This is a genomic window from Pseudomonas sp. FSL R10-1339 (assembly GCF_009600545.1).
GTDB classification, from domain to species: domain Bacteria; phylum Pseudomonadota; class Gammaproteobacteria; order Pseudomonadales; family Pseudomonadaceae; genus Aquipseudomonas; species Aquipseudomonas bubulae.
Genome location: NZ_WIVQ01000061.1, coordinates 1 through 11983, shown reverse-complemented (window position 1 = coordinate 11983; position 11983 = coordinate 1). Strand labels below are relative to the sequence as shown.

General features: G+C 59.8%; 10 protein-coding genes and 2 pseudogenes. 5 read left to right on the top strand and 7 right to left on the bottom strand.

The window, feature by feature from the left end; all coding sequences use genetic code 11:
* Nucleotides 1–28: 28 nt before the first annotated feature.
* Nucleotides 29–1123 (top strand): annotated as a pseudogene (locus GHO03_RS25890) (methyl-accepting chemotaxis protein); the annotation flags it as partial.
* Nucleotides 1115–1978 (top strand): methyl-accepting chemotaxis protein, encoded by an 864-nt coding sequence (locus GHO03_RS25885; RefSeq protein WP_371928121.1) that lies wholly within the window; start codon nt 1115–1117, stop codon nt 1976–1978. The pseudogene GHO03_RS25890 and the gene GHO03_RS25885, both read left to right, overlap by 9 nt.
* A 52-nt stretch (nt 1979–2030) precedes the next feature.
* Here the strand turns inward: GHO03_RS25885 and GHO03_RS16660 are convergent, their stop codons facing one another.
* The 6 genes and pseudogenes from GHO03_RS16660 to GHO03_RS16635 all read right to left on the bottom strand — a co-directional run bounded on the left by GHO03_RS16660 (nt 2031) and on the right by GHO03_RS16635 (nt 8268).
* Complete coding sequence (locus GHO03_RS16660; protein ID WP_095020642.1) at nt 2031–3476, bottom strand: SulP family inorganic anion transporter; 1446 nt, start codon at nt 3474–3476, stop codon at nt 2031–2033.
* A 199-nt stretch (nt 3477–3675) separates the two neighbouring features.
* Entirely contained in the window at nt 3676–5343 is a 1668-nt protein-coding gene (gene ggt, locus GHO03_RS16655; RefSeq protein ID WP_095020641.1) for a gamma-glutamyltransferase, read from the bottom strand.
* A 155-nt stretch (nt 5344–5498) separates the two neighbouring features.
* Nucleotides 5499–5672 carry a hypothetical protein gene (locus GHO03_RS16650; protein WP_176465213.1) on the bottom strand — a complete coding sequence of 58 codons (174 nt, stop codon included), beginning with the start codon at nt 5670–5672 and terminating at the stop codon, nt 5499–5501.
* Between the two features lie 60 nt (nt 5673–5732).
* A complete protein-coding gene (locus tag GHO03_RS16645; RefSeq protein ID WP_095002472.1) occupies nt 5733–6653 on the bottom strand; it encodes a LysR family transcriptional regulator in 921 nt (306 codons plus the stop codon).
* 116 nt (nt 6654–6769) lie between these two features.
* On the bottom strand, nt 6770–7360 hold the full coding sequence (locus GHO03_RS16640) for an NAD(P)H-dependent oxidoreductase (RefSeq protein WP_095002471.1): 591 nt from the start codon (nt 7358–7360) through the stop codon (nt 6770–6772).
* 143 nt (nt 7361–7503) lie between these two features.
* Nucleotides 7504–8268 (bottom strand): annotated as a pseudogene (locus tag GHO03_RS16635) (sulfite exporter TauE/SafE family protein).
* 180 nt (nt 8269–8448) lie between these two features.
* Here GHO03_RS16635 and GHO03_RS16630 point away from each other — a divergent pair.
* The 3 genes from GHO03_RS16630 (at nt 8449) to GHO03_RS16620 (ending at nt 11353) form a co-directional block, all read left to right on the top strand.
* Nucleotides 8449–9330: a LysR substrate-binding domain-containing protein gene (locus GHO03_RS16630; protein ID WP_153400212.1), complete on the top strand. Its 882-nt coding sequence runs from the start codon at nt 8449–8451 to the stop codon at nt 9328–9330.
* Nucleotides 9331–9467: 137 nt separating this feature from the next.
* Nucleotides 9468–10871 carry an amino acid permease gene (locus GHO03_RS16625; RefSeq protein ID WP_095018713.1) on the top strand — a complete coding sequence of 468 codons (1404 nt, stop codon included), beginning with the start codon at nt 9468–9470 and terminating at the stop codon, nt 10869–10871.
* Between the two features lie 137 nt (nt 10872–11008).
* Entirely contained in the window at nt 11009–11353 is a 345-nt protein-coding gene (locus GHO03_RS16620) for a cupin domain-containing protein (protein ID WP_016783536.1), read from the top strand.
* Nucleotides 11354–11413: 60 nt separating this feature from the next.
* Here the strand turns inward: GHO03_RS16620 and GHO03_RS16615 are convergent.
* Nucleotides 11414–11983: NAD-binding protein (locus tag GHO03_RS16615; RefSeq protein WP_153400211.1), on the bottom strand; the 570-nt coding region annotated here is incomplete at its 5' end.

Genomic DNA, 11983 nt, shown 5'->3' with positions numbered 1-11983 from the left:
AAATAATTCCCTCCAGCGAACTTAGATCATGCGTGCAGCGTTCCTGGAGAACTCTATGAATAGATGGCTGAGCAATATCAGCGTCAACCTGAAACTGTCCCTGGGCTTTGGCCTGGTACTGGCCCTTACCTGCGTAATGGCCGTCAGCAACTGGATCAGTCTGGGCCAGATGATTGATCGCAGTAACTGGATGAGCGACATCACCCGTTTAAACACCGCGTTTACCAACCTGCGGGTGACGCGTTTGCAATACATGCTGACCGATGGCGACGAAACTGCCGCACAAAGTGTACAGGCCAGCATTGACGCGTTTTCTGCGCAACAAAGTCAGCTGATTGCCACCTTCCAGAGCCCGGAAAACCTCAAGTTGCTCAAGGAGCAACAGGCCATCATCGGCCGCTACGAGCGTGCACTGGTGAGCATGCGCAAGGCTTACGTCGAGTCCGCCGCATCCCGTGCCGACATGGACCGCAGCGCCGCTCAGGCCCAGGACGCCATCACGACGTTGCTGAACCGCGCCCTGCAACTGCCCGCAGGTGACGAAAACCGTTTTGCCATGTACCAGAGCGTGTCTGAAGTACGTGAACAGTTCCTGCTCTCGCGCTATCAGGTGCGCGCTTATATTGCTGCGCCCACCCCCGCCACGGAAAAGGCCGCACGCCAGCAACTGGACGCGGCCATTGCCAGCCTTGACCGCCTGAGCTCGCACTTTGCCGCCAATGCCGGCGACACCCTGCGCACCCTGAACAAAACCATGGAGCAGTACCAGCAGGCGCTGGAGCTGTACACCAGCACCGACAACACCATCATTGCCATGCGCAAGGACATGACCGAATACGGCTCCAGCATCCTTGGCCGCAGCGATGAGCTGTACAAGATTCAACTGGAACGCCGCGACATCGAAAGCGCCACGGCCAACAGCATGCAACTGATCACCACCTTGCTGGTATTGCTGTTTGGCATCACCGCGGCCGTGATCATCACCCGCCAGATCACCGTGCCCCTGCGTGAAACCCTGGCCGTGGTCGATCGCATCGCCAGTGGCGACCTGACCCAGAACCTGCGCGTCACCCGTCGCGACGAACTGGGCGTGTTGCAACAAGGTATTGCACGCATGGGTACGACCCTGCGCGAGTTGATCAGCGGTATCCGTGATGGCGTCAGCCAGATTGCCAGTGCCGCCGAAGAGCTGTCCGCGGTGACCGAGCAAACCAGCGCCGGGGTCAACAGCCAGAAGATCGAGACCGATCAGGTGGCCACCGCCATGCATGAAATGACCGCCACCGTGCAGGAAGTGGCGCGCAATGCCGAGCAAGCCTCGCAAGCCGCCGCGGCCGCAGACAATGAAGCCCGCGAAGGCGATACCGTGGTCAACCAGGCCATTGACCAGATCGAGCGCCTGGCGGTGGAAGTGGGTCGTTCAACCGAAGCCATGGCCGTATTGCAACAGGAAAGCGACAAGATCGGCAGCGTGATGGACGTGATCAAGGCCGTGGCCGAGCAGACCAACCTGCTGGCCCTCAACGCCGCAATCGAAGCAGCCCGTGCCGGTGACGCCGGGCGCGGTTTTGCCGTAGTGGCCGATGAAGTGCGTGGCCTGGCCCAGCGTACGCAAAAATCCACCGAAGAGATTCAAACCCTGGTCGCGGCCCTGCAAAGCGGCACCCAGCACGTGGCCACCGTGATGCAAAACAGCCGCACCCTGACCGACAGCAGCGTGACCCTGACCCGCCACGCAGGCACCTCGCTGCAGGGCATCACGCGCACGGTGTCGAATATTCAGTCGATGAACCAACAGATTGCCGCTGCTGCCGAACAGCAATCTGCGGTCGCCGAAGAGATCAGCCGCAGCATCGTCAACGTGCGCGACGTGTCCGAGCAAACCGCAGCGGCGAGTGATGAAACGGCCAAGTCCAGTGTTGAACTGGCGCGGCTGGGTAACCAGCTGCAAGAGATGGTCAGCCACTTCAAGGTGTAGAGCGCTCTGTCCCCTCTCCCACCGGGAGAGGGGTAGTAAGGGGCTCCTGACCTTATTCGTGCTGAACCCGGGCGCGCTTGAGCAACTTCTTGCTGCGCTCGGACAGGTGCAGCACCCGCAGATGCTTGCCCGCTTTGCGATAACGCTCGCGCAGGGTGTCCAGTGCCGCAATGGCCGAGTAATCGACCAGGTTCAAATGGCGACAATCGAGCGTCACCTGCGCCGGGTCATTACCCGGATCGAACTGTTTGAGAAACGTCGTAGTCGAGGCAAAAAACAGCGTGCCGTGCACACGGTAAAGCTTGCTGCCATCGCTCTGCAGATCCGCGTCGGCATACATCTGGCGCCCCTGCTGCCAGGCAAAATTGAGCGCAGCAATAACCACCCCGCACATCACCGCTACCGCCAGATCGGTAAACACGGTAATCACGGTCACCGCGACAATCACCAGCACATCGTTGAGCGGCACTTTGTTCAGTACTCGCAAAGAGGCCCAGGCAAAGGTCTGCTGCGACACCACAAACATCACCCCCACCAGCGCCGCCAGCGGAATGCGTTCAATAAATGGCGACAGGAACAACACAAACAGCAAAATCATCACACCGGCGGTCACGCCGGACAATCGCCCGCGCCCGCCGGAGCTGAGGTTAACCACGGTCTGGCCTATCATCGCGCAACCGCCCATGCCGCCGAATGCCCCCGACACCATATTGGCCGCCCCCAGCGCCACGCACTCGCGGTCCGGGTAGCCACGGCTTTCGGTGATTTCGTCGGTGAGGTTGAGGGTCAGCAGGGTTTCCAGCAAACCCACCACTGCCATCACGATCGCATAGGGCGCAATGATGCCCAGGGTCTCAAGGGTCCAGGGAATCTGCGGCAGGCTGAAGCTGGGCAAACCACCGGCGATATGCGCCATGTCACCCAGGGTGCGGGTTGGCAAACCCAGCAAGTACACCGCCAGCCCTACGCCCAAAATGGCCACCAGCGCAGGTGGCGCGGCGCGGGTCAGACGAGGCAACAGATAGACGACGGCCATGGTCACGGCCACCAGCCCGATCATCATGTACAACGCCATACCGCTGAGCCAGGTGTCGCCATCCTTGAAGTGATCCAGTTGCGCCATGGCAATCACGATTGCCAGGCCGTTGACGAAGCCCAGCATCACCGGGTGCGGCACCATGCGTACCAGCTTGCCGAGTTTGAACAAGCCGAACGCCAGCATGATCAACCCGCTCAGCAGCACCGTAGCCAACAGATACTGCACACCGTGTTGCACCACCAGGGCAACGATCACCACCGCCATCGACCCGGCAGCACCGGACACCATGCCCGGCCGGCCGCCAAACAGCGCGGTTAGGGTGCAAATGATGAACGCGCCATAGAGCCCCATCAAAGGGTTGAGATGGGCGACCAACGCGAACGCAATGCACTCGGGCAACAGCGCGAAGGACGTCGTGAGTCCGGCCAGGACATCAGCGCGCAGACGTGAGAGTTTCATGGTTTACCTAAAATTCGGGACGGGAAAAACTGAGGGAGTTACAGGCAACAGATGGTAACAAATTGCAGGGGCTAAAAAGCAATTGTGGGAGCGGGCTTGCTCGCGATGGCAACAACTCGGTGAACCAGAATGGCCGAGGTGTCTGCATCGCGAGCAAGCCCGCTCCCACAAGAGTGATGCGTCTATGTGCGTTGCGGGCTTACTTCACCACCATCCCCACACCACGGCCACGCGGGTCGGAGGCGGTTTCAAGCTCGGTGCCTTTAACCCGGATGGCCTGAATATCCCCCATGTTCCAGCCCTGATCCTCCAGGGTGTAGCCCATCGCTTTCAGCTCCTGAGCCACCTTGCCGGTAAGTGGCGCATAGGCGTCGAAGTAGATCGTGTCTTTAGGCAGCAACTGGTGATGCACACGCTGTGCAGCTACGGCTTTCTCCAGTGGCAAGTCGTAGTCGTAGATGTTGTTGAGCACCTGGAAAATCGAGGTAAAAATCCGCGAGCCACCCGGAGTGCCCAGCACCAGCGTAACCTGGCCATCGCGGGTTACCAGACTTGGACTCATGGAAGACAACATGCGCTTGCCCGGCTCGATAGCGTTGGCATTGCCGCCCACCACACCAAAAGCATTGGCCACCCCGGGCTTGGAGCTGAAGTCATCCATTTCGTCATTCAGCAAAAAGCCCGCACCTTTAACTACAACGCCGCTGCCGTAATCCCAATTCAGGGTATAGGTGTTGCTGACCGCGTTACCCTGTTTGTCGACAATGGAAAAGTGCGTGGTCTGATGGGGTTCCAGGCCCGGTTTGACATTGGCGGTCGGTGAAATCGCTTTCGGGTTAACCTCTTTCGCACGCTTGGCGATATAGGCCGGATCGGTCAGCTCGGCCACAGGCATCTTGCCGAAGGCCGGGTCGCCGAGGTAGTCGGCACGGTCGGCGAACACACGTTTTTCGATTTCGGCCAGCAGGTGGATATAGGGCGCAGAGTTCAGCTCCACACCTTTGAAGTCCGCTGCGCGGTCCTCCTTGATACCGATCAACTGCGCCAGAGCAATACCGCCCGAGCTTGGCAGCGGCGCGGTGTACAGGGTGTTGCCACGAAAATCCACGCGCATCGGCTCACGCCAGCTGACCTTGTAGTCGTTGAGGTCTTGCTTGGTGATCAAGCCCTTGTCCTGCTGCATTTGCGCGACCAGCAGGTCGGCGGTCTTGCCGCGGTAGAACTCCTTGGCGCCCTGGTCGGCAATGCGCTCCAGGGTCACGGCCAGCTCTGGCTGTTTGAACGTTTGCCCGGGCTTCATGCTGCCAAAGTAGTCCGCGAAATTGGTAGTGCCCTTGAACAGCGCCAGTGCATCTTCGCGGTACTGAAATTGCTGATCGGCCACTTTAAAGCCGTTTTTCGCATACCCCACGGCCGGGGTCAGCAATTCGGCCCACGGCAATTTGCCAAAGCGTTGATGCGCTTCCCACAGCCCCATCACCGTGCCCGGCACGCCGGCAGCGCGGGAACCGACCAGGCTCAAGTTCTCGATGATGTCGCCTTTGTCGTCCAGGTACATATCGCGGCTGGCGGCTTTGGGGGCGGTTTCGCGATAGTCGAGGAAATAGGGTTTGCCATCGATGTACATCGTCATAAACCCGCCACCGCCGATATTGCCGGCTTCGGGGTAGGTCACGGCCAGGGTAAAGGCGGTGGCGACTGCGGCGTCGACGGCGTTGCCGCCTTTTTTGAGAATTTGTGCGGCCACTTCGGCGCCGTATTGATCGGGTGCGGCGACTGCGCCGCCGTCCAGGGTGACGGCATACGCCGAAGAGCTGGCCGCGATGGCAGCCGTCAGGGCCAGGGTTTTGAACCACACAATGCGCATTCGATACATCCTTTTATTGTTATCAACTGTGGCCGAACCTTGTCTGAATTCGGCGATATTTTCAAACAACAAACGTAAAAGTGCGCAATGACACACACCCTTGAGGGCAGCGCGGTTCTGCACCAAAACAGAACTGGTAGCAGCTGCCGAAGGCGTTATGTGCGCGTTTCGGTGATCAGTGCATCCACCAGACCACGGGCCAGCTCGACGCCGTGAATGACGCACCACAACTGCTCGGCCTCAAAACCGCTGAGGTGGGAACGGATGTCGTCGGCGGTCAGTTCTGCGCCCTTGAGCAACAGCGAGGCATGTTTGAGCGCCTCCTGCATCGGCACGCCGGGATAGAAAGCGACGCAGCAGGTGCAGACGTTGCTTTATATGTAGGAACCTCACTCAAGCCCTGTGGGCTTGTCGCAGATCGCGTAGCTGGCGAGCTTGGCCTGGATAAAGTCCAGAAAGCACTGAATGCGCAGCGCCAGCTGCGAGTTGCGGTAATACACAGCATGGATCGGCTGGCGATAGCCGCTGTTGAACTCGCCCAGCACCACCTGCAGGCGCCCGGCGCTGATATCTTCGTGGGTCATAAAGTGCGACAGGCAGGCGATGCCCTGACCTTGCAACGCCAGATGACGTACGGTTTCACCGCTTGAGGCACTGATGGCAGGCTGAATGGGCCAGCGGTCGCCCTGCGCATAACGCAGCGGCCACTGGTTGAGGCCATCGTTCTGGGTAAAACCTATCAGGGTATGGTGGGCCAAATCCGCAACATTTGTGGGCATGCCGTGGGCGGCAATGTAGTCCGGGCTGGCGAGGATATTCAGCGGGCTGCACCCCAGGGAGCGGGCATGCAGGGTGGAGTCGGCCAGGGTGCCGATACGAATGGCAATATCGGTGCTTTGTTCCAGCAGGTCGATAATCAGATCGTTGCTGTTGAGTTCCAGCTGGATCTCGGGGTACAGGGCACGGAATTCAGGGATATACGGCACGATGGCATGTAGCACAAACGGCGCGGCGGCATTGATGCGCAAGCGCCCGGAGGGGGTACGCTGGTGCGAGATCAGGCGCTCTTCCAGCTCGTCCATTTGCTCAAGGATCAACTTGGCCCGTTCGAAAAAGAACTTGCCCTCCTCGGTCAGGTCCATGCGCCGCGTGGTGCGGTTGATCAGCGTGGTTTCAAGCTTGGCCTCCAGCCGTGACAGCGTGCGGCTCACGGCCGAAGGCGTTTGCCCGGCCTGCTCGGCGGCGGCAGATATCGAGCCGCACTCGATCACCGAAACAAAGATTTGCAGCTCATCGGATCTGGCTTTCACGCGGTCGACCTTATCTACGTGTGGGAGCGGGCTTGCTCGCGATGGTATCACCGCGGTTCGTCATAACAACCGAGTTGCCTGCATCGCGAGCAAGCCCGCTCCCACCCCGGCGTCGCTTACGCCTTCAGGCCAAACACCTCGGCCAGGTGCTGCTCGTAACGGGCCGCATCAACGTCTGGCTGCGGACGTTTCATCACGTCAACACACAGGAAAGTCGGCAGGCCGGTCATGCCCAAAAATTCATTAGCCTTGTGGAACGGGAAGTACACCGCGTCCACGCCCTTGCCTTCAAAGAAGTCGGCCGGGTCATCGAACGCCTGCTGCGGTGCGTTCCAGGTCAGCGACAGCATGTACTGCTTGCCCTGAATCAGGCCGCCGCTGCCGTAGCGCTGCGAAGCGTCGGAACGGGTGCGGCCGTCACTGGCGTAAAGTTTACCGTGACCCTCGGTGAACACTTCATCCATGTACTTTTTAACGATCCACGGCGCGCCCATCCACCAGCCGGGCATTTGGTAGATGATTACGTCAGCCCAAAGAAATTTTTCCACTTCTTCGGCGATATCGTAGCCTTCGTCGATATGGGTCACTTTGACTTCAAAACCCTGACGATCAAAAAACGCCAGCGCAGTGTCGTGCATGGTCAGGTTGTAGCGACCATCGGAGTGGGCGAATTTTTTCGCACCGTTAAGCAAGAGTATTTTTTTCATCATCAGCCTCCAGGGGGTTAAACCCTCAGCGCTGTTGAGCGACAGGGGGGTTCAAAAACATGTCGGCAGAATATCGTTGCCCTCGCATGAGAAAAACCCGTGATGGGTCAAATCACCTTTGCCGCTACAGCACGAATCTATTGTTAATTGTTGATTATCAAGTGAGTACCCAGCAGCGCCATGCCGATAAAAAACACCCGCTTAAACAGCAAGGCGCTGATGCGCTGGCGCAACCATTGCCCCAGCCACATGCCGAGCATGGCGGGCAACAGCGCCAGCAATGAGGCATTGAGCTCAGCGCCAGCCAGGTTGCCACGCCAGTACAGCCCGGCGGCAAGGGCCAATGTGGAGACGCTGAAGGACAAACCCAAGGCCTACACCAACTGGTTTTTGCTCAGGCCCAGGGCTTGCAGATAGGGCACTGCAGGGATCACAAACACCCCGGTAGCCGAGGTGATGACCCCGGTGATCAGCCCGCACACCGGGCCCAGCCAGGGCTCCCGTTGCGGGGCTACGCGCAGGGTGGGCAGGAACAACCCGCTGAGGGCATAAAGCAACAGGGCCGCGCCCAGCGCTCGTACCACCCAGCTACCGCCATCGATACTGAGCCACAGCATGCCTGACGCGGTGCCGATAAAAATCCCCAGCTGCATGGGCCACAGACGTTTGAGCAACCCCCGCAACTGGCCGCCGGCGGCCAGTTGCCAGGCGTTGGTCACGATGGACGGGATAATCAGCAAAGCCGCAGCCTGCGCCGGAGCAATAGCCAGCCCGAGCATACCCATGGCGACAGTCGGCAGGCCCAGGCCGATGACGCCCTTGACCGTACCGGCCAGCAAAAAGGTCACTATCACCAGCAGTGACAAGGCCCATCCCAGGTGTTGGTAAAACTCGACAAGTGTTTTCATAGGCCTATGCTGGGGCATGGGCCAGCGCCTGAAAATGCGCCATGCACAGAGTCTGCCTATCGCCTGACAATAGGCAGAACCCCTCACCCGCAGTAGCTGCCGAACGCAGCCTTCGGCAGCTGCTACAACAGCGGTTTGCGGCGCTATTTAGAATCTTTACAGGATCTTCAAGGACCTTTCATGCACTTCGACCTGGTTGACCTGCGTCTGTGTTTGAATGTGCTGCAGGCAGGCAATATCACCGCCGGCGCCAGCCTCAGCCATCTATCGCTGCCTGCCGCCAGTGCGCGGATCCGGACGATGGAAGCGTCCCTGGGCGTGGCGTTTTTGCAGCGCAGCCGTCGTGGCATCAGCCCTACCCCTGCCGGGCAAGCGCTGGCCCAACATGCCCGGTTACTGTTGCAGCAGGTGGAGCGCATGAACCACGACCTGAGCGAATACGCCCAGGGCTTCAAAGGCCGTATCCGCCTGCTGTGCAACACCGCCGCCCTCACCGAATACCTGCCCGAGCTGCTCGCCGACTTTGTACGCCAGCACCCTGCCATAAGCGTCGACCAGCAAGAACTCACCAGCCTGCGCATCACCCATGCCCTGCGCCTGGACGCCGCCGATATCGGTGTGATCTCCAACGCGGTAGACACCCGTGACCTGCAAACCCGGCCCTTTCGCGATGACCCGCTGGTACTGGTCATGCCCCTAGACCACCCGCTGGCCCACAGGCCCGGCCTCTCGTTCAGCGACACCCTGAGCCATGACTATGTCGGGTTGTCGGCCAGCAGCGCGCTGGCGGTGTACCTGGAAGAACAGGCACTGCATATGGGGTGTCGCATGCAGGTGCGTATCCGTGCCGAAGGCTTTGACGGGGTATTGCGCATGGTCGCTCGCGGCGCCGGGCTGGGGATTGTGCCCAGGGCCACCATCGAGCGCTGGCAGGCCCCGCGCACCTTTGAAGTGGTGAATTTGAGCGAGCCCTGGGCTGATCGCAAATTGCTGCTGTGCGCCCGCTCGTTTGCGCAATTGCCCACCTATGCCATGGCATTGCTGGAAGCTTTGAGCTTGTAAGAATAGTCGCCGTTTACTGCCAGCCTGTATGCCTTGGTTTTTACCCAGAGTAATATCCGGGGCTTGCGACACCCGGGGCGCCTTTGCCCACGGGTACTTTTATCCAGTTTTGAGAATAACAACTCACAGGGCACCCGATGGCTGACGCTAATTCCCCCCCGGTCACACTCAAACGCGGTTTGAAAAACCGCCATATCCAGCTGATTGCCCTGGGCGGCGCTATCGGTACGGGCCTGTTTCTGGGGTCGGCGGGCGTACTCAAGTCGGCCGGGCCGTCGATGATCCTGGGCTATGCGATCGCCGGCTTTATCGCGTTCCTGATCATGCGCCAACTCGGCGAAATGATCGTCGAAGAGCCAGTGGCCGGTTCCTTCAGCCACTTTGCCCACAAGTACTGGGGCGGTTATGCGGGGTTTCTGTCGGGCTGGAACTATTGGGTACTGTATGTGCTGGTGGGCATGGCCGAGCTGACGGCCGTGGGCAAGTACATCCAGTTCTGGTGGCCCGAGGTGCCAACCTGGGTCAGCGCCGTGGTGTTCTTTGTACTGGTCAACCTGATCAATACCCTGAACGTGAAAGTGTTCGGCGAAATGGAATTCTGGTTTGCCATTATCAAGGTGGTGGCGATTGTCGGCATGATCGTCCTGGGTTGCTACCTGCTGTTCAGCGGCACCGGCGGCCCTCAGGCGTCGATCAGCAACCTGTGGAGCCACGGCGGGTTCTTCCCCAATGGCGGCATGGGGCTACTGATGGCCATGGCCTTTATCATGTTTTCCTTCGGTGGCCTGGAGCTGGTGGGTATCACCGCGGCGGAAGCCAGCGAGCCGAAAAAGGTGATCCCGAAGGCCATCAACCAGGTGGTGTACCGGATCCTTATTTTCTACGTGGGCGCCCTGACCGTGCTGCTGGCACTGTACCCGTGGGACCAGTTGCTGGTGACCCTGGGCGCCGGCGGCGATGCCTACGGCAGCAGCCCGTTTGTGCAGATCTTTGCCTTGATCGGCAGTGATACCGCCGCGCAAATCCTCAACTTTGTGGTACTGACTGCCGCGCTGTCGGTCTATAACAGCGGCGTGTACTGCAACAGCCGCATGCTGTTTGGCCTGGCCGAGCAGGGTGATGCCCCCAAAGCCCTGATGAAGCTGACCAAAAATGGCGTGCCGTTGCGTGCACTGGGCGTGTCGGCACTGGTGACGCTGTTGTGCGTGGTGGTCAACTATGTGGCCCCGCACAAGGCACTGGAGCTGCTGTTTGCCCTGGTGGTTGCCTCGCTGATGATCAACTGGGCACTGATCAGCCTCACCCATATCAAGTTCCGCAAGGCCATGGCCGTTCAGGGCGTGACGCCTTCGTTCAAGGCATTCTGGTTCCCGTTCAGCAATATCCTGTGCCTGGTGTTTATGGCGGTGATCGTCTCGGTTATCTGGATGATCCCCGACGTTCGTGCGTCGGTGTATGCGATTCCGGTGTGGCTGCTGATCATCTACGGCTTCTATGTGCTGCGCCTGCGCACCGGTAAGGCTCTGGCCAACTCGCACTAAGCATTTGGCTGTTACAAAAAAGCCCCGGCACTGAAAACAGTGCCGGGGCTTTTGCGCATCTGGGGGTCGGAACCAGGCATCTGTCAGAGTATCGCTGCGGTTAGGGTGAGGTTCGATAACCCATCACCGGAGGTCTTATGTCTGCGCCAATCACCGTGCTTCGCGACACCCATCCCCTGCCCGTGCTCGATGCCTGCAAATGGGAAAAACTCGAAGGCGACCCCCATACCGTCAACCTCAACGCCTACACCAGCGAAGACGGCAGCAAGATCATGGGCACGTGGATTTGCACGCCCGGCAAGTGGTATGTGGAATATGTGAAGTGGGAATACTGCGATTTCCGTGAGGGCTATTGCATCATCACCCCAGAGGGCAAAGAACCGATCCATCTGCGGGCCGGGGATATCTTTGTGGTCGAGCCGGGCATGAAAGGCACATGGGAAGTGGTTGAAACCGTGCGCAAGTATTTCGTTTTTGCCTGAGTGAAACCACGCAAAAAACCCGGGAGCCCGCCCGACGCGGGCTCCCGGTAAAGCGACCAGTTACTGAGGTTTGCGATAGCTGTTGATGATGGCCGAGAAATCCTTGCCGCCTTCGCCGCGCAGGCTCATGGCCTGATACAGCTGTTGCGCCACGGCACCCATCACCACAGGCTGGTGGGCCTGACGTGCTGCCTCGGTGGCCAGCCCCAGATCCTTGAGCATCAGCTCGGCACCAAATCCACCGGTATAGCCGCGTGACGCAGGGGCGGTTTCAACGATGCCCGGCCACGGGTTGTACACCTCCGAGCTCCAGCAGCGCCCGGTGGAGCTGTTGATCACCCCGGCCAGTACTTCGCTGTCGATACCCAGTGCAGCCCCCAGGGCCATGGCCTCGCTGACGCCGACCATGGAGATCCCGAGCAGCAGGTTGTTGCAGATTTTAGCCACTTGGCCGGTGCCCACATCCCCGCAATGGACGATGTTGCGGCCCATTTGTTCGAGTACAGGGTGCAGGGTGTCGAACAGCGCCTGGGGAGCGCCGACCATAAAGGTCAGGGTGCCCGCCTGCGCGCCACCGGTGCCGCCGGACACCGGCGCATCGGCCATCTGCACGCCCTGTTTGGCGGCTGC

Excerpts from the sequence above, each read along its gene's own strand:
- GHO03_RS16630 (WP_153400212.1), top strand. The coding sequence starts at position 8,449 with ATGCACTTCGACCTGGTTGACCTGCGTCTGTGTTTGAATGTGCTGCAG.
- GHO03_RS25885 (WP_371928121.1), top strand. The coding sequence starts at position 1,115 with ATGGGTACGACCCTGCGCGAGTTGATCAGCGGTATCCGTGATGGCGTC.
- ggt (WP_095020641.1), bottom strand. The coding sequence starts at position 5,343 with ATGCGCATTGTGTGGTTCAAAACCCTGGCCCTGACGGCTGCCATCGCG.
- GHO03_RS16625 (WP_095018713.1), top strand. The coding sequence starts at position 9,468 with ATGGCTGACGCTAATTCCCCCCCGGTCACACTCAAACGCGGTTTGAAA.
- GHO03_RS16660 (WP_095020642.1), bottom strand. The coding sequence starts at position 3,476 with ATGAAACTCTCACGTCTGCGCGCTGATGTCCTGGCCGGACTCACGACG.
- GHO03_RS16620 (WP_016783536.1), top strand. The coding sequence starts at position 11,009 with ATGTCTGCGCCAATCACCGTGCTTCGCGACACCCATCCCCTGCCCGTG.
- GHO03_RS16650 (WP_176465213.1), bottom strand. The coding sequence starts at position 5,672 with ATGCAGGAGGCGCTCAAACATGCCTCGCTGTTGCTCAAGGGCGCAGAA.
- GHO03_RS16640 (WP_095002471.1), bottom strand. The coding sequence starts at position 7,360 with ATGAAAAAAATACTCTTGCTTAACGGTGCGAAAAAATTCGCCCACTCC.